The sequence below is a fragment of the Mesorhizobium sp. CA5 genome, from assembly GCF_020165105.1.
GTDB lineage: Bacteria > Pseudomonadota > Alphaproteobacteria > Rhizobiales > Rhizobiaceae > Mesorhizobium.
The window spans coordinates 14,809-38,121 of record NZ_JAIUHJ010000016.1; the positions used below are offsets into that span (position 1 = coordinate 14,809).

General features: G+C 64.1%; 26 protein-coding genes and 1 tRNA gene. 3 read left to right on the forward strand and 24 right to left on the reverse strand.

Annotated features, from left to right (window positions below):
• Positions 1-15: 15 nt before the first annotated feature.
• The gene (locus LB529_RS20165) at positions 16-1,002 is read right to left on the reverse strand and encodes a Gfo/Idh/MocA family protein (protein WP_224712120.1); all 987 of its coding nucleotides are present in this window, start codon (positions 1,000-1,002) and stop codon (positions 16-18) included.
• A gap of 569 nt (positions 1,003-1,571) precedes the next feature.
• Between LB529_RS20165 and LB529_RS20170 the strand changes: the two genes are divergently transcribed.
• Entirely contained in the window at positions 1,572-1,751 is a 180-nt protein-coding gene (locus tag LB529_RS20170) for a hypothetical protein (RefSeq protein WP_181174984.1), read from the forward strand.
• Between the two features lie 34 nt (positions 1,752-1,785).
• Here the strand turns inward: LB529_RS20170 and LB529_RS20175 are convergent, their stop codons facing one another.
• The 13 genes from LB529_RS20175 to LB529_RS20235 all read right to left on the reverse strand — a co-directional run bounded on the left by LB529_RS20175 (position 1,786) and on the right by LB529_RS20235 (position 14,482).
• A complete protein-coding gene (locus LB529_RS20175) occupies positions 1,786-2,094 on the reverse strand; it encodes a UBP-type zinc finger domain-containing protein (protein ID WP_224639920.1) in 309 nt (102 codons plus the stop codon).
• A gap of 123 nt (positions 2,095-2,217) precedes the next feature.
• Entirely contained in the window at positions 2,218-3,885 is a 1,668-nt protein-coding gene (locus LB529_RS20180) for an FAD-dependent oxidoreductase (protein WP_224712121.1), read from the reverse strand.
• Positions 3,886-4,122: 237 nt separating this feature from the next.
• On the reverse strand, positions 4,123-4,641 hold the full coding sequence (locus LB529_RS20185; protein WP_224712122.1) for a hypothetical protein: 519 nt from the start codon (positions 4,639-4,641) through the stop codon (positions 4,123-4,125).
• Between the two features lie 14 nt (positions 4,642-4,655).
• The gene (locus LB529_RS20190) at positions 4,656-5,102 is read right to left on the reverse strand and encodes a hypothetical protein (RefSeq protein WP_224712123.1); all 447 of its coding nucleotides are present in this window, start codon (positions 5,100-5,102) and stop codon (positions 4,656-4,658) included.
• 215 nt (positions 5,103-5,317) lie between these two features.
• Positions 5,318-5,402 (reverse strand) — tRNA-Leu (locus tag LB529_RS20195).
• Positions 5,403-5,876: 474 nt separating this feature from the next.
• Positions 5,877-6,497, reverse strand: a complete 621-nt coding sequence (locus LB529_RS20200) for a 2,3-bisphosphoglycerate-dependent phosphoglycerate mutase (protein ID WP_140721670.1) — start codon at positions 6,495-6,497, stop codon at positions 5,877-5,879.
• A 31-nt stretch (positions 6,498-6,528) separates the two neighbouring features.
• Positions 6,529-7,350, reverse strand: a complete 822-nt coding sequence (dapB, locus tag LB529_RS20205; protein WP_224712124.1) for a 4-hydroxy-tetrahydrodipicolinate reductase — start codon at positions 7,348-7,350, stop codon at positions 6,529-6,531.
• Entirely contained in the window at positions 7,347-9,218 is a 1,872-nt protein-coding gene (locus LB529_RS20210; RefSeq protein WP_224712125.1) for an ABC transporter ATP-binding protein, read from the reverse strand. The genes dapB and LB529_RS20210 overlap by 4 nt, the downstream gene beginning before the upstream one ends.
• 119 nt (positions 9,219-9,337) lie before the next feature.
• Positions 9,338-10,357, reverse strand: coding sequence for a glucokinase (locus LB529_RS20215; RefSeq protein WP_140847898.1), 1,020 nt, complete (start codon positions 10,355-10,357; stop codon positions 9,338-9,340).
• Between the two features lie 214 nt (positions 10,358-10,571).
• Complete coding sequence (mepA, locus tag LB529_RS20220) at positions 10,572-11,654, reverse strand: penicillin-insensitive murein endopeptidase (RefSeq protein ID WP_224712126.1); 1,083 nt, start codon at positions 11,652-11,654, stop codon at positions 10,572-10,574.
• An 89-nt stretch (positions 11,655-11,743) separates the two neighbouring features.
• Positions 11,744-12,646: an SDR family oxidoreductase gene (locus tag LB529_RS20225; RefSeq protein WP_224712127.1), complete on the reverse strand. Its 903-nt coding sequence runs from the start codon at positions 12,644-12,646 to the stop codon at positions 11,744-11,746.
• Between the two features lie 11 nt (positions 12,647-12,657).
• Positions 12,658-13,809 (reverse strand): tRNA epoxyqueuosine(34) reductase QueG, encoded by a 1,152-nt coding sequence (queG, locus tag LB529_RS20230; protein WP_224712128.1) that lies wholly within the window; start codon positions 13,807-13,809, stop codon positions 12,658-12,660.
• Positions 13,790-14,482: a glutathione S-transferase family protein gene (locus tag LB529_RS20235; protein WP_040986376.1), complete on the reverse strand. Its 693-nt coding sequence runs from the start codon at positions 14,480-14,482 to the stop codon at positions 13,790-13,792. Before LB529_RS20235 ends, queG begins: the two co-directional genes overlap by 20 nt.
• A gap of 161 nt (positions 14,483-14,643) precedes the next feature.
• Here LB529_RS20235 and LB529_RS20240 point away from each other — a divergent pair, with 161 nt between their 5' ends.
• Positions 14,644-15,450: an undecaprenyl-diphosphate phosphatase gene (locus LB529_RS20240; protein ID WP_140847887.1), complete on the forward strand. Its 807-nt coding sequence runs from the start codon at positions 14,644-14,646 to the stop codon at positions 15,448-15,450.
• 230 nt (positions 15,451-15,680) lie between these two features.
• On the opposite strand, the gene LB529_RS20245 is transcribed toward LB529_RS20240, so the two are convergent.
• From LB529_RS20245 to rph, 10 genes are all read right to left on the reverse strand, one after another.
• A complete protein-coding gene (locus tag LB529_RS20245) occupies positions 15,681-16,058 on the reverse strand; it encodes a YraN family protein (RefSeq protein WP_140847882.1) in 378 nt (125 codons plus the stop codon).
• Complete coding sequence (gene rsmI, locus LB529_RS20250; protein WP_224712129.1) at positions 16,051-16,947, reverse strand: 16S rRNA (cytidine(1402)-2'-O)-methyltransferase; 897 nt, start codon at positions 16,945-16,947, stop codon at positions 16,051-16,053. The genes LB529_RS20245 and rsmI overlap by 8 nt, the downstream gene beginning before the upstream one ends.
• Before the next feature lie 10 nt (positions 16,948-16,957).
• Positions 16,958-17,389 carry a hypothetical protein gene (locus LB529_RS20255; RefSeq protein ID WP_224712130.1) on the reverse strand — a complete coding sequence of 144 codons (432 nt, stop codon included), beginning with the start codon at positions 17,387-17,389 and terminating at the stop codon, positions 16,958-16,960.
• Positions 17,390-17,570: 181 nt separating this feature from the next.
• A complete protein-coding gene (locus LB529_RS20260; RefSeq protein WP_224712131.1) occupies positions 17,571-17,888 on the reverse strand; it encodes a low molecular weight protein tyrosine phosphatase family protein in 318 nt (105 codons plus the stop codon).
• Entirely contained in the window at positions 17,885-18,364 is a 480-nt protein-coding gene (locus tag LB529_RS20265; protein WP_224526155.1) for a hypothetical protein, read from the reverse strand. The genes LB529_RS20260 and LB529_RS20265 overlap by 4 nt, the downstream gene beginning before the upstream one ends.
• Positions 18,343-18,762, reverse strand: coding sequence for a HEPN domain-containing protein (locus LB529_RS20270; RefSeq protein WP_224712132.1), 420 nt, complete (start codon positions 18,760-18,762; stop codon positions 18,343-18,345). The genes LB529_RS20265 and LB529_RS20270 overlap by 22 nt, the downstream gene beginning before the upstream one ends.
• Before the next feature lie 67 nt (positions 18,763-18,829).
• On the reverse strand, positions 18,830-20,002 hold the full coding sequence (hemW, locus tag LB529_RS20275) for a radical SAM family heme chaperone HemW (RefSeq protein ID WP_224712133.1): 1,173 nt from the start codon (positions 20,000-20,002) through the stop codon (positions 18,830-18,832).
• Positions 19,999-20,676 carry an RdgB/HAM1 family non-canonical purine NTP pyrophosphatase gene (gene rdgB, locus LB529_RS20280; protein WP_224712134.1) on the reverse strand — a complete coding sequence of 226 codons (678 nt, stop codon included), beginning with the start codon at positions 20,674-20,676 and terminating at the stop codon, positions 19,999-20,001. The genes hemW and rdgB overlap by 4 nt, the downstream gene beginning before the upstream one ends.
• Positions 20,676-21,086, reverse strand: a complete 411-nt coding sequence (locus LB529_RS20285) for a VOC family protein (protein ID WP_224712135.1) — start codon at positions 21,084-21,086, stop codon at positions 20,676-20,678. Before LB529_RS20285 ends, rdgB begins: the two co-directional genes overlap by 1 nt.
• A gap of 184 nt (positions 21,087-21,270) precedes the next feature.
• Entirely contained in the window at positions 21,271-21,987 is a 717-nt protein-coding gene (gene rph / locus LB529_RS20290) for a ribonuclease PH (RefSeq protein ID WP_027169620.1), read from the reverse strand.
• A 219-nt stretch (positions 21,988-22,206) separates the two neighbouring features.
• Between rph and hrcA the strand changes: the two genes are divergently transcribed.
• Positions 22,207-23,289 (forward strand): heat-inducible transcriptional repressor HrcA, encoded by a 1,083-nt coding sequence (gene hrcA, locus LB529_RS20295; RefSeq protein ID WP_095767927.1) that lies wholly within the window; start codon positions 22,207-22,209, stop codon positions 23,287-23,289.
• Positions 23,290-23,313 lie beyond the last annotated feature (24 nt).

Below are 23,313 nucleotides of genomic sequence, written 5' to 3' on the forward strand. Positions count from 1 at the left end.
ACTTATCGCGACGTCTCAAACGGGCTCCCAGCCGTCCTTCTCGCCGGCGCGGAAGATGGCGTCGATGACCTTCTGGTTGAGCACCGATTCCTCCAGCGTGAAGACGCGGTCCTTGCCGCCTTGCGCGGCGCGCACGAAGGCTTCGCACTCCAGCCGGTATTGCTGCGTGCCCGGGAAGCGAAACACCTGCGCCTCGCTGTGGTTCTGGTTGTGCAGCTCGATGCGGTGGTGATCGTAGAGCCCGGCATTGAACGGGGCGAAGACCTCGATGAAGCCCTTCTCGCCGTGGAATACCATCATCTGCCGCGCCGCCATCTGCGTCGACAGGTAGAAGGACAGCTCGAAATCGCCGAAGTCGGCGCGGATCGAGGAATAGATGTCGGTGCCGAAAGTCTTGTCGCGCTCGATCGTCGCCTGCACCCGCAGCGGCTCCTTGCCGGTCGAAAAGCGCGTCGACACGGCCGGATAGACGCCGATGTCAGGCAGCGCGCCGCCGCCGAGATCGAGCTGGTTGCGCATGTTCTTGGGGTCGACATTGTAATAGGAAAACGCGCCCTGCACATGGCGCAGCCGGCCGATGGCGCCGCTGGCGATGAGGTCGCGCACCTTGATCCATTGTGGGTGGTAGACGACCATGAAGGCCTCGCAGACCAGCACCTTCTTCTCATCGCGCAGCTTGATCAGCGGCGGAATGTCCTTGGCATCGAGCGCCAGCGGTTTTTCCACCAGCACATGTTTTCCGGCCTCGATCGCCTTCGCCGTCCATTCGACATGCTGCGAGGTGGGCAGCGGGATGTAGACGCCGTCAACCTCCTTGGAGGCGAGCAGTTCCTCATAGGAGCCGAAGGCATGACGGGCGCCGAAACGCTCGCCCAGCGCCTTGGCCTTCGACAGGTCGCGGCTGGCGATCGCCGACAGGACGCCGTTCTCCGACTCCACGATTGCCGGCAAAAGCTGCTCGCGGCCGATCTTCGCCGTCGACAGAACACCCCATCGGAACATCACGCTTCTCCGTGTCGGTTTGCAGGCAACGAGGTTTGCCTGAAATCGGCGGAAAAGCCAATGCGTGAGGCGGCGCGCCGTTCCTCGCCCCACGCAGTGGGCTACGGCATGCATCAATTTCCAAGCGGCTGGCCTTTGGCCATAGCGTGCATGGCAGCTTGGCGCATGCATTGTCTTATGTAGCGCTGGTCGACCCCCACTCCGTCTCGGCTTCGCCGAGCCACCTCTCCCCCGATCGACGGGGTAGAGGAAGGCGCCAAGCTTTTTGCCGTCAGCGCCCGTCCAGCTCCCTTCCTTTCCCTCCGGAGGGGGAAAGGTGGCGCTGCGAAGCAGCGACGGATTGGGGGAACCACCTGGCAATCAAGCGTCGGCCTGATCAGTCGCGCCAGTCACAGAAGATGTGTGCATTGCGTAGACGAAGTGGGGAGAGTTGACCGCGCAGCGGACGGAGAGAGGGCAGCGCTGCCCTTTGCGATGCAGCAGATCGTCGTCCGTTAACCGAATCGGAAGGAGATGTTTAACGCTTCGTCTCTATGTCCGGCCCGGGGAGGCACAACAGAGCGAGCATGATGAACGATAGCCCCGAAAAGCGAAACGAATGGCGTGCCATCTTTTACGTGCAGGCGCGCGTCGCCATCCTGTTTGTGCCGGTTGTGCTCAGCCTTCTCCTCATCGGCATCTTCGCCGGCAATGAGCGCAAATCCGTGCCCGACGCCGTCGATCCGACCGTGACGAGCTCGGTGCGCTGAACAAGGCGTCGCCCGGCCGGCTTGCCCTGCACCGTCAAACAAATTTCGGGATCGGGCCGTTCTGCGGCGTCGTGTCGCCTTCGAGATCGATGAACACCTCGTCGACGAAGCACCAGCCCCAGCCTTCCGGCGGGTCGTAGCCCTCGATGATCGGATGCTGCGTGGCATGAAAATGCTTCGTCGCGTGGCGGTTGGGCGAGTCGTCGCAGCAGCCGACATGGCCGCAGGTCCGGCAGAGCCTCAGATGCACCCACCAGGAGCCGCTCTTCAGGCATTCCTCGCAGCCGAGCGCACTCGGCGTGACCTTTTTGATGTCCTTCGTATGCCTGCATTCGTCCATCATGGTCTCCTGGCCGGTTTGGCCTGTTGGTTCCAGAGCGTGATCCCGAAAAGTGGGAACCGGTTTTCGGAGAAAGATCATGCTCCAACAAAAGTTGGACCGTGATGGCGATTCAACGAACCGCCGTCACGGTCTAGCGGCGCCGTCCCGCGCCAGATAGGCATGCAGCGCCGCAACCACCTGGGCGCCTTCGCCGACGGCGGCAGCGACGCGCTTGGTCGAGCCGCAGCGCACGTCGCCGATGGCGAACACGCCGCTGCGGCTGGTCTCCATCAGCCCGTGCCCCGGTGTCGTGTCCGGTCCAGTGCGCACGAAGCCCTTGGCGTCCAGCGCCACGTTGCAATTCGCCAGCCAGTCGGTGTTCGGGTCGGCGCCGATGAACAGGAAGAGGTGGCGGATGGCGCGCGTCGTCTCCTCGCCGGTCGCCCGGTTGCGCCAGTGCAGCGTTTCCAGATTGCCTTCGCTGCCCTCCAGCGCTGCCACCTCGGTCTCGGTCAGCACCTCGATGTTGGGCTGTGCCTTGATACGCTCGACCAGATAGCGCGACATGGTGGCGTCGAGGCTGTCGCGGCGCGCCAGCAGCGTCACCTTGCGCACTTGGCTCGCCAGATAGACGGCCGCCTGGCCGGCCGAATTGCCGGCGCCGACCAGCGCCACCTCCTGGTCCTGGCAAAGCCTGGCCTCGATCGGCGAGGCCCAGTAATGCACCGAAGTGCCCTCGAACTGCGCGAGGTTGGCGATATCGAGACGGCGGTAGCGCGCGCCGCTGGCGATCACCACAGCGCGTGAGCGCACGCTCTCGCCGTCGCCGATGGCCAGCCTGTAGCGGGCCCCATCGCCAGCGTCGTCCAGCAGCTTCGCCTCGTCGGGAATGACCATCTCGACGCCGAATTTCTGCGCCTGGTTATAGGCGCGCGCCATCAGCGCCATGCCGGTGATTCCGGTCGGGAAGCCGAGATAGTTTTCGATGCGGGCCGAGGCGCCTGCCTGACCGCCGAACGCGCGGCAATCGAGCACGATGGTCGACAGCCCTTCCGAGGCGGCATAGACCGCGGCCGCCAGCCCCGCCGGCCCGGCGCCGACGATCGCCACGTCATAGATTTTTTCGGCATCGATCGGCCGCAGCAGGCCGACGCAGCGGGCAAGCTCGGTCTCGCCCGGATTGTGCATCAGCTTGCCGTTCGGACACAGCACGATCGGCAGGTGGTGCGGGTCGACATGAAAGCGCTCGATCAGCGTTTTCGCACAAGGGTCGGTGTCGGAATCGAGCGCCCGGTGCGGCAGGCCGCTGCGGCGCAGAAAGCCCTGCAGCCGCAGCACGTCGCCATTGCCGGGCGGGCCGATGACGACCGGCCCGCTGGCGCCGCTTTCGAGCAGGCCGACCCGGCGCAGGATCAGCGCCCGCATGACGCGCTCGCCGAGATTGGCCTCCTGCACCATCAGATCGCGCAGGCGCTGCGAGGGGATGACGATCGCCTCGACCGGCTCGACCGCCTCCGCATTGACCAGCGACGGCCGGTTCGACAATTGCGCCAGCTCACCGACGAAATTGCCGGCACCGTAGCTGATGATCGCCTCGCGCGGGCCAAGCCCGCCGGCCTGGGTGATGTCGACCTTGCCCGCCAGAATGAGGATCAGTCCGGGCGACACCGTGCCGGCCGTCACGATGTGATCGCCGGCGGCATAGGCGCGCGCCTCGCCGAACCGGCGCATGCGTTCGATGTCCGCGTCGGTGAGGATCGGAAACATTTGGTCGCGGCGCGCGGCGATGGTCGGGCTGACGGAAGGGGCCATGGGGCGGACCGTAGCGCCCGGCGCGGCGGGTTTGAAGCGGTTTGTTGGAGGACTGGCCGGAAGGGGAGGTAGGCTAGCGGGACCGTTAGAAGGCGAGGAGGGAGCTTATGGAGGGCGTGAAGTTGCCAGTCAGATTCCCTAACGACCAAATAGCTCGCCTGTTTCGCAAATCGCCTCGTCTCTCAATTATCATACAGCTCGCTGCCAACCGAGACGGACGCATTCAAGCCCTTTGCATCAGCAGAACGGCCAGAAGAACGAATCCTTGGCTTTGGCATCAACCGCGCTGCCAAATGTCGCAGCATTCAATAAAGAGAATGCCCGCAAGGACGATAAGATGCGGTTCGCTGCCAAGCCTGACGGGTCCACTCCGATCTGCTTTAGAAAGTTGGAAAAGTCCCCTCCATTTTTTTCGAATGCTGCGATTCCGATTTTCTCATAGGAATAAATTGCATCTTGCTGAGCCAATACCCCGGGCGCTGATTTTTCTTTCAAAAACGTCCAGACTTCACCTCGGTTAGTCTTGGCTGCCTGCACCCAATCGCTTTTTTCGTATCCGCGGGGAGACAATTGTTCCCGCCAGCTATGAATGAATTCAACGTCCGTGAAGATTTGCCCCAGCACGCTGGGGTCAGAGATGCTATTTGCGAAGGCATTCAGGTCGAGCGGTGAGCCCACTGTCTGCGCCAACGCCGCTGCCGAACCCGCAAGCGCCGCCAGCCCGGCGACTGAAAGCAACAACCCACGACGATCCATTTGCTAATAGTTCCCTAGCGTTGCCGTAATTGATGCGTGTTGAGCAGGAGGACGACTAGGAGTAGGAACATACCCGCACCAAAAGCCAAGACCTGCATCATTGACCAGGTCATGATACTTCCGAGTCCTGCATCTCTCAGGTAAGTCGTCGCCGAGTTTGGCCCCCATTGAATGGCGTGAAGTGCAGGTACGGATGAAACAAGAACGCTCTTGGTCATAACCCCAAAGATGATTGAAATGAAGTGTGATACAATCGCCAAAAAAACAAGCCATGTGCATCGTAAGAAGATACGGTTTTCGTTTTGCGCATTGTGAAAAATGATCTGCGATAGAAGCGCAAAGGCGCCCGCCGACACCCCTATAGACAGAGTTGTTAAGAGTTGCTGATAACCTTCTATATTACTGATTAGATCGGAAGCAACGTCTTCCAATTCGATCCCCCACGCCAATAGACGCATCATTCTCTTAACTTCAGAGAATGTCAATCTTGTCCACGTGTTGAGAGGACAGAGCTAGGATAGGCATCTCAATAGGAAATTGCGGAATCCGAGAGCTAGTCTCGTTAGACGCAATGCACAAGTACCCAGTGTGGTTTGTCTTGTCTTGGCTCACGTGTTGAGCAGCCGGAAAGGCGAAAAGGCTTATCTTATTGATCCCGTTGGTAGTCGGGAAAAGATGGTGCCCAGAAGAGGACTCGAACCTCCACTCCTTGCGGAACACGGACCTGAACCGTGCGCGTCTACCAATTCCGCCATCTGGGCTGGTGGGCGCTCTAGTAAGCGGGCAAACGGTGTGTGTCAACGCGGTTTTTTCGTCAGCGCCGGCCCTCTTTACTTCCCAGCGTAGGCGCTGCCCCTCATTGCCCTGCCGGGTATTTTCTCCTCGTGAGCGGGCTACGCTATGCACACGTACTCTGTGCCTGGCGCGACTGATCGGGCCGAGGCTTCATTGCCACGTGGTTCCCCCAATCCGTCGCTGCTTCGCAGCGCCACCTTTCCCCCCTCCGGAGGGAAAGGAAGGGAGCCTTGCTGGACGAGCGTTGACGGCAAAAAGCTTGGCGCCCTTCCTCTACCCCGTCGATCGGGGGAGAGGTGGCTCGGCGAAGCCGAGACGGAGTGGGGGTCGACCAGCGCAGCGTAAGATAATGCATGCGCCAAGCTGCCATGCACGCTATCGAGAAAAACCAGCCGCTTGGAAATGTGCGCATGCCGTAGCGTGAACGGGGAGAAGGAAGCTCACCCTTCCAGCACGTCTTTCTTCGCCACGGTGGAATCGGCGTTGAGCTTGTAGATCACCGGCACGCCGGTGCCGAGCTCGAGCTTGACGATCTCCTCACCGCTCTTGCCGTCCAGCGCCATGATCAGCGCGCGCAGCGAATTGCCGTGCGCGGCGACCAGCACCGTCTCGCCGCGCAGCACATGCGGCTGCACCTCGTGCAGGTAATAGGGCCACACGCGTGCGCCGGTATCCTTCAGGCTTTCGCCGCCGGGCGGCGCGATGTCGTAGGAGCGGCGCCAGATATGCACCTGCTCCTCGCCCCATTTCTTGCGCGCGTCATCCTTGTTGAGGCCGGAGAGGTCGCCATAGTCGCGCTCGTTGAGCGCCTGGTCGCGGATCGTCTTCAGGTCGCTCTGGCCGACGATGTCGAGGATGTGCTGGCAGGTCACCTGCGCCCGCTTCAAGGCAGACGTGTAGGCGATGTCGAATTTCAGGCCGCGCGCCTTGAGCTTCTCGCCGGCGGCAAGCGCCTCTGCTGTGCCCTGCTCGGTCAGCCCGACGTCGCGCCAGCCGGTGAACAGGTTCTTCAGGTTCCATTCGCTCTGGCCGTGGCGCACGAGCACGAGAGTTCCCGACATGTTTGCTCCTATGGAATGGTTTGGATAGGGATCAGCTCAGGCCGAGCACGTCCCGCATGGAATAAAGCCCCGGCTTCTTCGCGCGGGCCCAAAGCGCGGCTTTCACGGCGCCGCGGGCGAAGATCGCCCGGTCCTCGGCATGGTGGGAAAGCGTGATGCGCTCGCCGGTGCCGGCAAGGATCACGCTGTGGTCGCCGACGACGGAGCCGCCGCGCAGAGTGGCGAAGCCGATCGAGCCCGCCTTGCGCACGCCGGTATGGCCGTCGCGCACCCGCAGGCTGTTGCCGGCGAGATCGATGCCGCGCCCTTTCGCAGCAGCCTCGCCGAGCAGCAGCGCCGTGCCGGACGGCGCGTCGACCTTGTGCCGGTGATGCATTTCCAGGATCTCGATGTCGAAATCGTCGGGATCGAGCGCCTTCGCAGCCTGCTCGACCAGCACCGCCAGCAGATTGACGCCGAGGCTCATATTGCCCGATTTGACGATCGTGGCATGGCGCGCGGCGGCGGTGATCTTCGCGTCGTCGTCGGCCGAGCAGCCGGTGGTGCCGATGACATGGACGATGCGCGCCTGCGCGGCATAGCCGGCGAATTCGACGCTTGCCGCGGGCGCGGTGAAATCGAGCACGCCATCGGCCTTGGCGAAGGCCGGCAGCGGATCGTCGACGATCGGCACGTTGATGATGCCGATGCCGGCGAGCTCGCCCGCATCCTTGCCGAGATGGGCCGAGTCCGGCCGCTCGACCGCGGCGGCGACGCGCGCGCCGGGCATGGTGTGGATGGCGCGGATCAGCGTCTGGCCCATGCGGCCGGCGGCGCCCACCACCACCAGGCCCATATCGCCGGCTTCACTCATGCGCTTCTCCTGACGGTCTTCTTGGCGCGGCTGCGCGATGCGGGAGTTTGGGCCGAAGTCTGGCTTGCCTTGACGTCGTCGACAAGCCCCAGCCCCTTCTTGCCCTGTATCCGATGGAAGCGGGCATAGATGCTGTGCGGATCGGCCATCAGCGTCGCATGCGTGCCTTCCTCGACCAGCTGTCCCTCCTCCAGCACGATGATGCGGTCGGCATTGACCACTGTCGACAGCCGGTGCGCGATCACGATGGTGGTGCGCCCTTCCATGACATGGGTCAGCGCTTCCTGCACGCGCGCTTCCGCCTCGTTGTCGAGCGCCGAGGTCGCTTCGTCGAGCAGAAGGATGGGCGCCTGGCGCACGATGGCGCGCGCGATCGAGACGCGCTGGCGCTGGCCGCCCGACAGCGTCGCGCCGTTCTCGCCGACCGGCGTGTCGTAGCCTTGCGGCTGCTGGCGGATGAAATCGTCGGCGGCCGCCTGTTTCGCCGCCTGCTCGATCTCGGCGTCGGTGGCCGACAGCCGGCCGTAGCGGATGTTGTCGCGGATCGTGCCTTCGAACAGATAGGGCGCCTGCGAGACATAGGCGATCGATTGGCGCAGCGACCGCTTCGTCACCTTCGAGATGTCCTGGCCGTCGACTTCGATCGAGCCCTGGTCGACGTCGTAGAAGCGCTGCAGCAGCGCCACCAGCGTCGACTTGCCGGCGCCCGAGGCGCCGACGATCGCCGTCACCTTGCCGGCGGCGGCGGTGAAGCTCAGGTTTCGCAGCACCGGCATGTCGGCGCTGTAGCCGAACGTCACATTGTTGAAGCGCACCTCGCCGGTGGTGATCTTCGCCTCAACCGCGTCGGGCGCGTCGCCCTGCTTCGGCTCGAGGTCGAGCAGCTCGTAGATCATGCGGGCATTGACCAGCGCGCGTTCCATCGTGACCTGCATGCGCGCCAGGCGCCGCGCCGGATCATAGGCAAGAATCAGCGCGGTGATGAAGGAAAACACCGCGCCCGGCGGTTGGCCGAGATACAATGCCCGATAGCCGGAATAGGCGATGACGGCGGTAACGGCGAGACCGGCCAGCATGTCGGAAATCGGCGACAGCCGCTCGGAGACGCGGGCGATCTTGTTGCTGCGCTGCTCGGCCGTATCGGCCATGATGCCGATGCGGCGGGCCAGCTCGTCCTCCAGGGTGAAGGCCTTAACAATGGCTATGCCCTGAACTGCCTCCTGCACCGAGCCGCTCAGCCGCGAGTTGATCAGCACGGATTCGCGGTTGATCTTGCGCACCCGGCGGGTGATGTAGACGACGGCCCAGATCAGCGGCGGTCCGATCAGCAGCGAGCTCAGCGACAACACCGGATCCTGGTAGACCATCAGGCCGACGAGGCCGATCAGCGTCACCGCGTCGCGGGTGATCGAAATCAAGGTCAGCGACAGCAGGTCGCGAATGCCGCCGACATTCTCGTCCAGCTGCGCCGCCAGGCGCCCGGAACGCGTATCGTTGAAGAAATTGACGCCGAGCTTCATCAGTTGGTCGAAACAGCGTTTCTGGTACCGGGCGACGAGATTGTTGCCGATCGTGGCTAACATCACCGCCTGGCCGTAACCGGCAAAGCCGCGCACGAGGAAGGCGCCCATGAAGCCGGCGCAGATCCACCAGACGGCGCCGCTGCTCCGTTCGTAGAAGATTTGATTGACCATCGGCGCCATGACCCAGGCCGAGAAGGCGGTCGCGCCCGAAACCAGCAGCGAGCAGACGATGACGGCCGCATAGGACCAGCGATGGTCATAGCCGTTTTCAGCGACGATACGGCGCAGCACCGCCGTGACCTCGGCGGGCCGGCTTTTTGCCTTGTTTGGATTTTGAAGTGTCAAATCGAAGCGCTTCGTGGGTTCTCGTAAACGTCAGGACGCCTTTTTCGCACCCTCTTAGCGTCCCGGCTACGGCTTGCCTATGGCGAAACTTCGTCGCGCCGTCCCGAGCGCCGGAGCGATCACACCCGCCAGTGCCGCCCCGCCGTCCGCACGCCGAACAGCGAAGGCGTCCTGGCATAGGCGGCAAGCCCGAGCAGCGCCGCCAGCGGATGGGTGATGACGTAGACCGGCATTTCGCGCATCAGCGCGCGGTGCGGCGCCTTGTCCTCGAAGGCGGCGCGGAAATTGCCCGCTTTGAGCGCCGGCACGATCTTTTGCGCGATGCCGCCGGTCAGGAACACACCGCCGCGACCCATGAACACCAGCGCCAGGTCGCCCGCGGTGCGGCCAAGGCAGGTGACGAACAGCGCCAACGCCTCCTCGGCCACCGGATCGGACTTCGAAAGCGCCGCCGCGGTCACCTCGGCCGGCGTGGTCAAGGGCGTCGGCCTGCCGTCCGTGCTGGCCACGGCGCGGTAGACGTTGACGAGCCCACGTCCGCACAGGATCTGCTCGCCGGATATGCGGCCCTCAAGCTTGTCGATATGCGGGAACACTTCGAAGTCGCGCGGCGTGCGCGGGCCGATGTCCATATGCCCGCCCTCGCCCGGCACCGGTATCCAATGGTCGAGCGCATAGATCAGCCCGGCGACGCCGAGACCCGTTCCGGGACCGAGCACGACCCGGCTCGCATTGGGTTCCGGCGTGCCGCCGCCGATCTTTTCCATATGCTCTTCGCCGAGCGCCACCACGGCCAGCGCCTGCGCCTCGAAATCGTTGAGCACGACGACCTCGCCCAGACCCAGATTGGCAAGCATGTGCCGGGGCCTCACGACCCAGGGGCAGTTGGTGAGCGGGATCTCGTCGCCGTCAACCGGCCCGGCGACCGCCAGCACCGCCGAGTTCGGCTGGATGGACGAGCGGTCGAGCACCGCCGCCTGGATCGCCTCGTCGATGGTCTTGAAATTCGCCGTCTGGACGATCTGCGGCTCGGTGGCTTCCGAATTGGCGTCGAGCACGATCGAGAAGCGTGCATTGGTGCCGCCAATGTCGCCGATCAGGACCGGAAACCGCAGTCCCTTCTCGTCTTCGCCTGCCATGCTCTTGATCGTCCTCGTTGCGGCCGCCGCTGCGCCGTTTCAATCGATTGACTAGCGCATGACCCCGCAAAGGGGAAGCCCGCTTGCGCCTTAGAGCAACTCCAGGAAAAGTGAGAGCGGTTAGGCTCGGCGCCCGCTCCGTAGCTTTCCGTCCGGAATTGCGTCAAAGCGAAGAGATAGGGCGTTTCGCCGCTTCGTGAAACGGTGAAACGCACTAGTTCCCGGGCCTTGGCCTTGGCAGCGGGATGCCGATCTTTGGCGTCGGCGCGAAAGCGCTTGCCGCCGCCGGGATCGCGGCGTTGCCGCTGGCGATCGTTTCCGCCGGCTCGGTCGGCTGCGGTTCGGCCACGGCCACCGCGGCATCGCCGCCGCCATGATAGGTCACGGCCTCCAGCGAGGGCGCGTCCGGCGCATTGACCACGTCCTGGCATTGCTTGGGCAGGTTGGCCATCGTCATCAGGTCGCGCGCCTTGGGCGCATCCGGATTCTTGTTCGGCCGCCACGGCTCCTGGGTGAACCACCAGGCCAGCGGCTTGCCGCAGCCATCGTCGTCCGGCGTCGTCTCTTGCCCCTTGCAGAAGGGCGAGCCCGGCTGACAGCCGATGCGCATATGGAAATGATAGTCGTGGCCCCAGAACGGCCGGATCTTGCGCAGCCAGGAGCGGTCGCCGGTGACGGTGTCGCAGAGTTTCTTCTTGATGCCGGGATTGACCAGGATGCGCTCGACCTCAGGATAGCTCGCCGCGCGCTTCAAAAGCCGCGTATGCGCCGGCGTCCACAGCGCGTCCTTCACCAGATGCGTTTTTTCGTCGACCATCAGCGTCGCGCTCATGGTCTCGCGCTGCGCGATGGTCAGCGGCCGCTTCGGCATCGGCGTCAGCCAGATATCGGCGTCGAGCCCGATCTGGTGCGAGGCATGGCCGGTCATCATCGGTCCGCCGCGCGGCTGCGAGACGTCGCCGACCAGAAGCCCCGGCCAGCCATCGGCTATCGCGTCGCGCGAAAGCTTCTCGATCAGCGCGATCATCGCCGGATGGCCCCAGCGGCGATTGCGCGACGGGCGCATCACTTCCCAGGTCGGACCATCCATCGGCAGCGCGACGCCGCCGGTGAAGCAACCTTTGGAGTAGAAGCCGAAGGATTGCGCGGGCGCCACGGCCGGCAGCTTTCGGGCGCCGAACAACTCCTTGGCACGAGGTTCGGCCGAAATGGCGACAGCCGCCAGCGCGGCCAGGGCCACCAGCGCCAGGGCGGCGGTCAGGAACGGCTTGCGGTCAGGCAGCGATCGCAAATTCATCAGGCTGGGTCCCTCTCCAGTCTATCCCTTTGCCGCGCGTCAAGCGATCAGGAACGAATCATACCACGCCGCGCGCCCCGTATCGATCTTCAGCGCCGCATCGGGCTGCGCGGCGCTCCGTCCCGCCAGTTGCCCTCGGCCCACATCCGCTCCAGCGCCACCCGGTAGTTGGGAAACCGGAAGCGGTAGCCGGCCGCCTTGATCGCCTGATTCGCGATGCGCTTGTTCTCGCCATAGAAAGACCGCGCCATGGGCGAAAGTTGGGCGGTCTCGAAAGGAATTTCGGGCGGCGGCTCGATCCCCATCAGCCCGGCGGCGTAAGCCACGACGTCCTGCGGCGGCGCCGGCTCGTCATCGGTGACGTTGAAAATACCGCCGAGATTGTTTTCCGACAGAAGCCAGAGCGCCCCGGCGATGTCGTCGCAATGGATGCGGTTAAACACCTGGTCCGGCTTGACCAGCCGCCTTGCGGTGCCGTCCTCGAGATTGGCCAGCGCGTTGCGGCCCGGCCCGTAGATCCCGGAAAGCCGCAGGATCGCCACCGGTTTGCCGATCTCCCGGCCAAGCTTCAGCCATCCCTGTTCGGCCGCCACCCGCATCACCGAGCGCTTCGACACCGGCCGGCACGCGCAGGTCTCGTCCACCCAGGCGCCGCCATGATCGCCATAGACGCCGACGGTCGAGAGATAGCCGATCCACTCCAGCGCCGGCATGTTTGACCGGATCGTTTCGCTGGCGGCGTTGAGCACCGGGTCGCCGGCCTCGTCGGGAGCGATCGAGACGATGAGATGCGTGGTCCTTGCGAGCGCATCGCTGACCTCGGGCGAGAGCGCGCCATCGAATTGTAGCGGCTCGATGCCGGCCGATCGCAGCGCCTCGAACTTCTCCGGCGCCCGGGTCGTGCCGGAGACCGCCGCGCGCCGGTCATTGGCCCGCGCGAAAGCCCTGGCCGAATAGCCGGCGCCGAAAATGAAGAAGCGTCTTTCGCTCATCGATAAACCCTTCAATCGGCCTTCGCCGGATATGCCGGCTCCGCCAGCCATTCCTCCCGGACCGTCGCATCCGTCTCGGCTTTCGCAGCTGTGGCGGCAAGATCGCTAAATTCGCGGTCGGATAGCAGTCGCGACAGGGCCCAGATTGCCGCACCCCGCACCAGCGGCGAGGCGTCGTCGAGCAGGTGATGCACAATAGGCGTTAGCGAGGCGTCGTCCGAATTGCCGGCGGCAATCAGCACGTTGCGGACAAAGCGGTCGCGGCCGATGCGCTTGATCGGCGAGCCAGAGAAGAAAGCGCGGAACGCCGCGTCGTCGAGCGCGAGCAGCTCCGAGAGCGGCGGCTCGCGAAGATCGGCGCGCGCGGCCAGCTTTGCCTCGGACGCCGCGCTGGCGAACTTGTTCCACGGGCAGGCGGCCAGGCAATCGTCGCAGCCATAGATGCGGTTGCCGATCTTGTCGCGGAACTCGCGCGGGATCGGCCCCTTGTTCTCGATGGTCAGGTAGGAAATGCAGCGCCGCGCATCGAGCCGGTAGGGCGCGGGGAACGCGCCGGTCGGGCAGACGTCGAGGCAGGCTCGACAGGAGCCGCAATGGTCGATTTCGGGCTGGTCCGGCTCCAGCTCGGCCGTGGTGAAGATAGTGCCGAGGAACAGCCACGAGCCATGCGCGCGGCTGACCAGGTTGGTGTGCTTGCCTTGCCAGCCGAGTCCGGCCGCTTCGGCAAGAGGCTTTTCCATCACCGGTGCCGTATCGACAAACACCTTCACGTCGCCGCCTGCCTTCGCCACGATCTTGCCGGCGATCTCCTTCAGCCGGCCCTTCATCACGTCGTGGTAGTCGCGGTTCTGCGCATAGACCGAGATCGCGCCGCGGTCGCGCTTCTCGAGGATGGCGCGCGGATCATGGTCCGGGCCGTAATTCATGGCGAGAACGATGATCGAGCGGACCTCCGGCCATAGTGTCGAAGGTTCGGCGCGGCGCTGAATCGTCTCGGCGATCCACTCCATCGAGCCGTGGAAGCCGTCGGAGACGAATTCGGCGAGCCTTGCCGGCGCCAGCGGGATCGCGTCCGGCCGGGTCACCGCGACAGCCTCGAAGCCGGCGCGGCGCGCCTCCGCCTCGATCAGCGCGCGCAAGGTTTCAGAAGTCGAGGTCCGCATAATGCGATACCGGCGAAAGGCCGCGCACCCGGTCTGAAAGCAGCGGCCGGAACGACGGCCGCGATTTCACCCGCGTGTACCATTCGCGCGCGGCGCCATGTTCGCGCCAGTCGATCTCGCCGAGATAATCGAGCACCGAAAGCGTCGCCGCCGCCGCGAGATCGGCATAGGTCACCTTGTTGCCGGCCAGCCAATGGCGCGTGCCGGCGAGCCAGTTGGTGTATTTCATGTGCTGGCGGATGTTGGCGCGCGCGGCGCGGATCGCGGCCGAGTCCGGCGAGCCGCCGCCGGCGGTTTCCGGCATGACCGGCTTCAGCACGCGCTCGCGCACCAGGTGGCGGGTCACTTCGCTTTCAGCCTTCGCCAGATACCAGTCGGTCAGCCGGCGGATTTCGGCCCGCTGCATCGGGTCCTCAGCGAACAGCCGCTTGTCGCGCTTGAGCACACCGCGCGTCTCGTCGAGATATTCGGCGATCACCATGGCGCCGACGATCGGCACGTCGCCTTCGGCGAGCAGGATCGGCAGCGTGCCGGCCGGGTTCAGCGCCAGGAACTCCTTGCGCCGCGTCCACGGCTTTTCCTCGATCAGCGCCAACTCCTCGCCATACTCGCCGAAAGCGAGGCGCACGAAGCGGCAGGTGGCAAACATGGGATGATGGAAAAGCGTCAGCATGGTTCCGCGATGAAAAGGCGCACTGGCGAATCGGTGTCAGCGCCGATAAGTCTTGGCCGGCCGATTCCAGGGACTGTCATGGTGTTGCGACCTATAGGGGGACTTCCGCCCCATGACAAGCAAGCCCTTGCCTTAGCCGTCATTCAAAAGCAGAGGTTGCCATGGAAAGCCAGACCATCGTCGAAGCGCTGCTGCTTGGGTTGCTGGAGGGCCTGACCGAGTTCATCCCGGTGTCCTCGACCGGCCACATCCTGCTTGCCGGGCATTTCCTCGGCTTCCACTCCACCGGCAAGGCCTTCGAGATCCTGATCCAGCTCGGCGCGATCCTGGCGATCCTCAGCGTCTATTTCAGCAAGCTGTGGCAGATGCTGATCAAGCTGCCCAGCGATCCGCAGACCCGGCATTTCGTCGTCGGTATCCTGATCGCCTTCCTGCCGGCCGCCGTCATCGGCGCGCTGGCGCATGATTTCATCAAGACCATATTGTTCGAATCGCCCCGGCTGATCTGCATCATGCTGATCATCGGCGGCGTGGTTCTGCTCATCGTCGACCGCATCAACCTCAAGCCGGTCCACCATGATGTCGAGGACTTCCCGTTGAGCGTCTATCTCAAGATCGGCCTGTTCCAGTGCCTGTCGCTGATCCCCGGCACCTCGCGCTCCGGCTCGACCATCGTCGGCGCGCTGCTGATGGGCGTCGACAAGCGCGCGGCGGCCGAATTCTCCTTCTTCCTCGCCATGCCGACCATGGTCGGCGCCTTCGCCTTCGATCTTTTCAAGAACCGCAACGTGCTGACCTCGGCCGATTTGCCGATCATCGCCGTCGGCTTCATCGCCGCCTTCGTCACCGCGCTCATCGTGGTGCGCTTCCTGCTCGATTACGTCTCGCGCAACGGTTATTCGCTGTTCGGCTGGTGGCGGCTGGTGGTTGGAGGACTCGGGTTGGCGGCGCTGATGGTCTGGGGGTGAACTGAGGTCGCTCTCTTATACTGCTTCGTCGAGTTCCTTCGCGCCCCCCTCTGCCCTGCCGGGCATCTCCCCCACGAGGGGGAAGATTAGCAGTTCCGCCAGCGGCACCACCTCTTGCAACGTTGGCGATTGGCGAAGCGAGAGCGACACCTGATCTCCCCCCTAGTGGGGGAGATGGCCGGCAGGCCAGAGGGGGGCTGTCCCGCCAGCCCATCGCCGTTGGCAGACCCTCAACTCTTCCCGTAAAACGCGTTCTCGACATGCACCGGCCAGCGCCAGGGCAACACCGCCACCATGTCGAAGCGCATCGACAGCCGGCCGTAATCCGGCTGGCGCGACAGCCACAAATCCGCGGCGCCCTCGATGCGGCGCTCCGATTCGCGGCCGATCGCTTCCATCGCCTCGACCAATGTCCGCCGCGCCTTGACCTCGACGAACAGCACGAGGTCGCCGCGCCGGGCGATGAGGTCGATCTCGCCGAGCCTGGTGCGGTGGCGCCGGGCAAGGATGCGATAGCCTTTCAGCATCAGCGCCAGCGCCGCCAGCCACTCGCCGCGATGGCCGCGCCGATAGGCCTTTCGGCGATGGCCGACCGTGCGTTCAGCCATCCCCGTCCGCCTTCAGCTCCAGCAGTCGCCGATAAAGCGCCTGCTTCTGCCCGCCGGTCATTTTTGCCGCTTCCGCTGCAGCCTTCGATGCCGGCATTTCGGCCGCAAGCGAGAGCAGGAGGCGGTCGATGTCGGCCGGCTGGTCCTCCGCCGCTTCGGGCGGACCGACACAGATAACGATCTCGCCCTTCGGCGTGTCGGCCGCCCCGTAATGGTCGGCCAGCTCGGCAAGCGTTCCGGTGCGCATCTCCTCGAACGTCTTGGTCAGTTCGCGCCCGATGGCGGCTTTCCGCGCGCCGCCCAGCGCCTCAACCATGGCGCCGAGCGTCTCGGCCAGACGGCGCGGCGATTCGAAGAAAATCAGCGTCGCCGGCACCTGCTTGAACGTCTCCAGCTTGGTCAGCCGCTGCCCGGTCTTCACGGGCAGGAACCCTGCGAACAGGAAAGCATCGGACGGCAGGCCCGACGCGGTCAGCGCTGCAAGCGCGGCCGAGGGTCCGGGGATCGGCACGACGCGAATGCCATGATCCAGCGCCTCGCCGACCAGCCGGTAGCCGGGATCGGAGACCAAAGGCGTGCCGGCGTCGGAAATCAGCGCGACGCTCTGCCCGGCAGCCATCGCCTCGATCAGCTTCGGCCCGGCCTCGCCCGCATTGTGCTCGTGATAGGCGGTGGTGCGGCGGCGGATGCCGTAGCGCTCGAGCAGCACCCGCGAGACGCGCGTGTCCTCGCAGGCGACGATATCGGCGGCGGCAAGAGTCTCCAGCGCGCGCAGCGTGATGTCGGCCAGATTGCCGATCGGCGTCGCCACCAGATAGAGCGCCGGCTGAAGCGGCCGCGCCGCGATCTCGCTCTGTCCGATCAGATAGCTGCGTTTGTCGCCGGTCACCGAATGCCCCTCATTCCGAGCAATTCCAGGAAAAGTGTGTCGCGGTTTTCCGTCCGGAATTGCGAAAGAACCAAATCTGTTTCGCATGGCTGACGCCCCGTTGCAAAACGTGAGGCCGAGGCAACGAAATCGCCTTGCCTTTGCCACAGTGCGGAACGAAACCCACATCGGCGAATTTAACCCCTGATTCCCCGGGAGGAGGCAGGACCGAACGATGCCCAATCGCTTCGATATTTTTATCAGCCGACTTGAAAGCAAGACCGCCCGCGAGGGCATCCCTCCACACCCCATCGCCGCCGAGTCCGGCGCGCGCCGCGACAAGGCCGACCAGAAGCCTGTCCGTCACGGCGAGGCGCATGGCGAGAAGCACCGCGGCAAGCACCGCCAGAAGCACGATGCTTAAGGCGTCGCGTCCATCGTCATTGGCCGCGAGCGGCCCCACTTCGTCATTCCAGGGCGAAGCAAGGAGCGAAGCGACGCGCGCAGACCCTGGAGTCCAGGCCGTTACATAGACGTTCCGCCAGCGGTGCAGAATTCTGTTCCGCAGCGTCCTGCGCGTTGGTCACGGAATGGATTCTCGGGTCAAGCCCGAGAATGACGAACGCGAGAGGCATTCGCCTCTTTCAAAGGTATCTACCCACCCTCGCTTCCAGCAGCCGCACCAGTTCCGGGTCCATGAACTCATAGTCGTCCGGAATATCGAGGCAGATAACCCTGGCGCCTTTCAGGCTCGACCGGAATTTCTTCTGCAGCTTGGCGCGGTGTGCCTTTTCCATGACGAAGATGATGTCCGCCCAGGCGACCAGCTCATGCGTCAACGGATTGTGGGCGTCGTGATTGGTGCCGGCCGATTCGACCTCGATGTCGCGGCGTTTGGAAAACACCTGCTCGGCAGTCGGGCTGCGCAGCCGATTCTGGCTGCAGACGAAGAGGATGTTCAAGCAGCGAGGGCTCGCGCTTTTCTTTTTGCTGCTAAATCCGGCTTCGGAGCCTCCTTTGAGGCTTTCACGCCAGGAGTAATCTTATAGATTACGCCTTCATCTACGTCCACGCCGTCAAATGCGCTGTTTCCAAATCGCAAACGATTTTCTGCAACAGTTAAAGTATTTGAGTTTCCGCTTGTAAGAACCGAGAGCGGAGATATTTTGTTCACAAAGTGGTTTGTAGTGTTGGCGACGGTCACCTCGTCTAAAGAAATGGGCGACTTTATTGTGAGCAAAATACGGTCAATGAACCGGTTCACAGTTGTCGGCCCGTACGTCTCCACATCTGGCGAAGTTATATAAAGCTGCCATCTTGACGAGTCATGCAGCCTCAGCCACATCGCCGCAGCGATGGGTAACCCTGCGGCCTCCAGCGCCTTGACCGCCGTCAATCCAGCTTCAATGTCGGATTCTACCAGTGTCGTCTTATCCATGCCAACACACCTGTTCTGCGATGCGTCACCGCCGTGACCATATTAGTCGCTTCAGCTGCAGTCCAAAACTTATATCTCGATTCGACCTCCCAAGCTTTCACCGTATTCCAATAGGCCCTAAAGGCGGCACTGGCCTGCTCCTCCGCCGTTAAGGCGGCAGCCAATTGGCCCAATTTTACCAACTCGCTCAGTTTATGGCCGTTGCCATATATCTGATTGACAAAGTTCTTTTCGGGTAGGTCGTTAGCCCGGAATGAAGAAGCGATCTTTGCTTTCAGGGCGCATTCAACAGCCAGGCCCGACAGATAGTAGGCTGTGTCGTGCTCCCCGCTGCGCAGAAGCAACTGCGCGCTTCGCGCAAATACCTTGGATTTTTCCCGCCAGTCGTCCCTTATCATCTGCACCCCCGGTCAGGATGATATCGGAGTTCGTTTTCGAAGAAAACTTGCGGGAGCAGCCTTTGGCTTACCTGGCCAAATCCGCCACCACCGCATCCAGCACGATCATCCCCGCCGTCGTGGCGCGCAGGCGGGCGTTGCCGACAGGCGCCACCAGGCCTTCTTCCTGCAGCACCGAAAGCCGCGCGCTTGAAAGGCCGCGACCCGAGAGCGCCTCGTAGCGCTGCAGGTCGATGCCTTCGGCCAGCCGCAGTCCCATCAGCAGGAACTCGTCCGCCTCCTCGGAACGCGTCAGGATCTCGCCGCCGGTGACGCCGTGGCCTTTGGCCTCGACCAGATTGGCCCAGGTTTCCGGCATTCTTTCCGCGATGGTCACCGTGCGGCGGCCGTTCTCGACGAAGCGGCCATGCGCGCCGGGGCCGACGCCGACATATTCGCCATAGCGCCAATAGGTGAGGTTGTGCCGGCTCTCGGCTCCCGGCCGCGCGTGGTTGGAAATCTCATAGGCCGGCAGGCCTTGCGCCGCCGTTGCCTCCTGCGTCAGCGCGTAGAGGTCGGCAGCATGATCATTGTCGGGCAGCGTGAATTTGCGTGCCGCGTAAAGCGCGTGGAAGGGCGTGCCCTCCTCGATGGTCAGCTGATAGAGCGACAGGTGGTCGACGGCATAGCCGATCGCCTGTTCCAGCTCCGCCCCCCATGCTTCCGGCGTCTGGCCTGGTCGCGCATAGATCAGGTCGAAGGACAGCCGCGGGAAAATTTCGCGCGCGAGGCCGATGGCGTGCAGCGCCTCCTCGACATTGTGCAGCCGGCCGAGGAAGCGCAGATCCTTGTCGTTGAGCGCCTGCACGCCGAGCGAGACGCGGTTGACGCCGGCGGCGCGGTAGCCGCGGAAACGCTCGGCTTCGACCGAGGACGGGTTGGCTTCCAGCGTCACCTCGATGCCGGCCGGCACCGTCCAGTTCCTCGCCACCGCCTCCAGCACCGCGCCGACGGTTTCCGGTTTCATCAACGATGGCGTGCCGCCGCCGAGGAAGATGCTGGTCACCGCGCGCGGCCCGGTGCGGGCGCGCATGGTTGCGAGCTCCGTCTCGAAGGCGCGGGCAAAACGCTCCTGGTCGACCGGCTGGTGGCGGACATGGCTGTTGAAGTCGCAGTAAGGGCACTTGGCTGCGCAGAACGGCCAGTGGATATAAACGCCGAAGCCGGGGCTGCGGTCGAGCGGTAGGGTCACTGCGCTCATGCGGATCCTGATCGCGCCAAATCCAATCTGGCCAAATTCAATCGCGCTTCGGCGAATTTCTGAAAGGCGCGGGCGCGGTGCGACAGCGCCGTCGCCTGGCCGGGCTTCCAGCCATGCTTTTCTTCCGCGCTCATCTCGCCAAAAGTCTTGTCGAAACCGTTGGGCAGGAACACCGGATCGTAGCCGAAGCCGAGCGTGCCGCGCGGCGGCCACACCAGCCTGCCTTCGGCCTCGCCGCGATAATATTCGGCCTCGCCGTTGGGAAATGCCAGGCAGATGACGGCGACGAAGCGGCCGGTGCGCTGCGCGGGCTCCGTAGCGCCAACCTCCTGCAGCGCCACCTCGGTGCGCTGCATGGCCATGCCGAAATCCCTGCTGCCGTCCGGCGTCTCGGCCCAGTTGGCGGTATAGACACCGGGCGCGCCGTCGAGCGCGTCGACGCAGAGCCCGGAATCGTCCGACAGCGCCGGCAGGCCGGTCGCCTTGGCGGCGGCATATGCCTTGATATAGGCGTTCTCCTCGAAGGTGGTGCCGGTCTCGTCGGGTTCGGGCAGGCCGTATTCCTTGGCCGATTTCGCCTCGAATCCGAACGGCGCCATCAGGTCGGCGAATTCGCGCAGCTTGCCTTCATTGTGGCTGGCGACGACGATCTTTTTTCCGTTGAGCGAGTGCATCAGAAACCCCAGATCCTTGGCTCGGCGAACTCGATCGAATTGCCCGACGGGTCGCGGATATAGATCGAGTGCCCGCCCTGCGGCCATTCAAAATCGCTTTCGATGGCGATGTTGTTGGCGGCGAGATGACTGCGCCATGCGGCGATTTCATCGGCGGTTGCCGCAAAGCAGAGGTGCCCTTCGCCAGTCGTGCCATGCGGCGGCACCTTCAGCCGAGCGTCCGGCGCCGGCGGGATTTTCGTTACCTCGGCATTGAAGAGAAGCAATACGCCGTCGCCGCAGCGGAAGAAGACGTGGCGCCCTTCGACCTTGCCCAAGGCTTCGAGGCCGATGATGTCGCGGTAGAAGGTTTCGGCGGCGTGTAGGTCTGTGACGTAGAGGGTGTATTCGAGGATTGCAGAGGGTATCACGAGGCCCCCCTCTCTGCCCTGCCGGGCATCTCCCCCTCAAGGGGGGAGATTAGCTGCGGCCACGCCGGCACCTCTTCTGCAACATTGTCGATTGGCGAAAGCCGCCGTGACATACAATCTCCCCCCTTGAGGGGGAGATGGCCGGCTGGCCAGAGAGGGGGGCCTAGGCTCGGCATTCGGAAACCTACGCCACCGCCATCTGCTGCAGGCTCACCAGCCGCGAAATACCCTTCTTCGCCAAGCCCATCAGCGCCGCGAACTGCTCCTCGGAGAAAGGCTCGCCCTCGGCCGTGCCCTGGATCTCGACGATGCCGCCCTTGCCGGTCATGACGAAATTGGCGTCGGTGCCGGCCGAGGAATCCTCCAGGTAATCAAGATCGATGACCGGCTGGCCGTCATGGATGCCGCAGGAAATCGCCGCGACATGGTCCTTCAGCACCTTGGCGACGCTCACCATCTGGCGCGCTTCCATCCAGCGCAGGCAATCGTAGAGCGCCACCCAGCCGCCGGTGATCGAGGCCGTGCGGGTGCCGCCATCGGCCTGGATGACGTCGCAGTCGACGGTGATCTGCTGCTCGCCCAGCGCCTGCAGGTCGACCACGGCGCGTAGCGAGCGGCCGATCAGCCGCTGGATCTCCAGCGTGCGGCCGCCCTGCTTGCCGGCGGAAGCTTCGCGCCGCATGCGCTCGCCGGTCGAGCGCGGCAGCATCCCGTATTCGGCCGTCACCCAGCCCTTGCCGGAATTGCGCATCCAGGCCGGCACCTTTTCCTCCAGGCTCGCCGTGCACAGGACATGCGTGTCGCCGAACTTCACCAGGCACGAGCCTTCGGCATGCTTGGAGACGCCGCGTTCGAAGGAGATGGCGCGCATTTCGTCGGCTTGGCGTTTGGAGGGGCGCATTCGGCCTTCTTTCTTGTCGTTTCCGGAATCGTGGCCGGCTTGTAGACGTATGCGCAGCATGGCGCAAAGGAAAACGAGGTCGCAACGGAAAACGGGCCGCGCGACCGCAAACGCGCCACCGGTGACCGCAAACGCGGCACCGTGTGACCGCGAGCGCGGCACCGGGTTGCGCCGCCGTAGCTTAAGTCTATATCTTTCGGAAGGAGGTTTCTCGCCGGAATGAACAAACCAGTCGATCCGACGTCGCAGTCGCCGGTACTTCAGTCACTCGACATGCGCTCGCGCGATATCTTCCGGCGGATTGTCGATTCCTATCTGCGCGACGGCGAGCCGGTCGGCTCGCGCAGCCTGTCGCGCATCCTGCCCTCCTCGCTGTCGCCCGCCACCATCCGCAATGTGATGAGCGACCTCGAGCATCTGGGGCTGATCTACGCGCCGCATGTTTCCGCCGGGCGGCTGCCGACCCAGACCGGGCTGCGCTTTTTCGTCGACGCCTTCATGGAGCTGGGCGACCTTTCCGACGACGAGCGCCGCACCATCGAGGCGCAGGTGCGCGCCTCCGGCTCGGGCGCGACGCTGGAGCATATGCTGACCGAGGCCAGCCAGATGCTGTCGGGCATGTCGCGCGGCGCCGGCCTCGTGCTCGCCTCCAAGCACGAGGTGGCGCTGAAGCACATCGAATTCATCCAGCTCGAGCCCGCAAAGGCGCTCGCCGTGCTGGTGTCGCAGAACGGCGATGTCGAGAACCGCGTCGTCGACCTGCCGGCCGGCACCACCGTGTCGCAGCTGCATGAAGCGTCCAATTTCCTCAACGCCCATATCCGTGGGCGAACACTGGCCGAGGCGCGGGCGGAAATCGCCCGCATCAAGGACGAGACAAGGGCGGCCCTCGACACGCTGTCGCAGGATCTGGTCGAGAAAGGCCTCGCGGTCTGGGCCGGCGCCGAAAGCGGCCTGCCGGCGCGCCTTATCGTGCGCGGCCGCGCCAATCTCCTGGAAAACGTCACCGCCCAAGCGGACATCGAATTGCTTCGCCATCTGTTCGAGGATTTGGAAACCCAGGACGGACTGCTGCAGCTGCTCGATCTCGCCGAAGAGGGGCCGGGCGTGCGCATCTTCATCGGCTCGGAGAACAAGCTGTTTTCGCTGTCCGGCTCCTCGCTGGTCGTCGCCCCCTATCGCGACAAGGACGCCCGCGTCGTCGGCGCGCTTGGCGTCATCGGGCCGACCCGGCTGAACTACGCCCGCATCGTGCCGATGGTCGATTACACTGCACAACTGATTTCCCGCATGCTTCGTTAGGTGTATCGATATTCAGGTGAGGCC

Excerpts from the sequence above, each read along its gene's own strand:
- dapB (WP_224712124.1), bottom strand. The coding sequence starts at position 7,350 with ATGAGTGAAGCCGGCGATATGGGCCTGGTGGTGGTGGGCGCCGCCGGC.
- LB529_RS20185 (WP_224712122.1), bottom strand. The coding sequence starts at position 4,641 with ATGGATCGTCGTGGGTTGTTGCTTTCAGTCGCCGGGCTGGCGGCGCTT.
- LB529_RS20240 (WP_140847887.1), top strand. The coding sequence starts at position 14,644 with ATGGAAAGCCAGACCATCGTCGAAGCGCTGCTGCTTGGGTTGCTGGAG.
- hemW (WP_224712133.1), bottom strand. The coding sequence starts at position 20,002 with ATGAGCGCAGTGACCCTACCGCTCGACCGCAGCCCCGGCTTCGGCGTT.
- LB529_RS20245 (WP_140847882.1), bottom strand. The coding sequence starts at position 16,058 with ATGGCTGAACGCACGGTCGGCCATCGCCGAAAGGCCTATCGGCGCGGC.
- LB529_RS20270 (WP_224712132.1), bottom strand. The coding sequence starts at position 18,762 with ATGATAAGGGACGACTGGCGGGAAAAATCCAAGGTATTTGCGCGAAGC.
- LB529_RS20265 (WP_224526155.1), bottom strand. The coding sequence starts at position 18,364 with ATGGATAAGACGACACTGGTAGAATCCGACATTGAAGCTGGATTGACG.
- mepA (WP_224712126.1), bottom strand. The coding sequence starts at position 11,654 with ATGAATTTGCGATCGCTGCCTGACCGCAAGCCGTTCCTGACCGCCGCC.
- LB529_RS20200 (WP_140721670.1), bottom strand. The coding sequence starts at position 6,497 with ATGTCGGGAACTCTCGTGCTCGTGCGCCACGGCCAGAGCGAATGGAAC.
- LB529_RS20170 (WP_181174984.1), top strand. The coding sequence starts at position 1,572 with ATGAACGATAGCCCCGAAAAGCGAAACGAATGGCGTGCCATCTTTTAC.
- rdgB (WP_224712134.1), bottom strand. The coding sequence starts at position 20,676 with ATGCACTCGCTCAACGGAAAAAAGATCGTCGTCGCCAGCCACAATGAA.
- LB529_RS20235 (WP_040986376.1), bottom strand. The coding sequence starts at position 14,482 with ATGCTGACGCTTTTCCATCATCCCATGTTTGCCACCTGCCGCTTCGTG.
- rph (WP_027169620.1), bottom strand. The coding sequence starts at position 21,987 with ATGCGCCCCTCCAAACGCCAAGCCGACGAAATGCGCGCCATCTCCTTC.
- queG (WP_224712128.1), bottom strand. The coding sequence starts at position 13,809 with ATGCGGACCTCGACTTCTGAAACCTTGCGCGCGCTGATCGAGGCGGAG.
- LB529_RS20180 (WP_224712121.1), bottom strand. The coding sequence starts at position 3,885 with ATGGCCCCTTCCGTCAGCCCGACCATCGCCGCGCGCCGCGACCAAATG.
- LB529_RS20165 (WP_224712120.1), bottom strand. The coding sequence starts at position 1,002 with ATGTTCCGATGGGGTGTTCTGTCGACGGCGAAGATCGGCCGCGAGCAG.
- LB529_RS20215 (WP_140847898.1), bottom strand. The coding sequence starts at position 10,357 with ATGGCAGGCGAAGACGAGAAGGGACTGCGGTTTCCGGTCCTGATCGGC.
- hrcA (WP_095767927.1), top strand. The coding sequence starts at position 22,207 with ATGAACAAACCAGTCGATCCGACGTCGCAGTCGCCGGTACTTCAGTCA.
- LB529_RS20190 (WP_224712123.1), bottom strand. The coding sequence starts at position 5,102 with ATGATGCGTCTATTGGCGTGGGGGATCGAATTGGAAGACGTTGCTTCC.
- LB529_RS20225 (WP_224712127.1), bottom strand. The coding sequence starts at position 12,646 with ATGAGCGAAAGACGCTTCTTCATTTTCGGCGCCGGCTATTCGGCCAGG.
- LB529_RS20175 (WP_224639920.1), bottom strand. The coding sequence starts at position 2,094 with ATGATGGACGAATGCAGGCATACGAAGGACATCAAAAAGGTCACGCCG.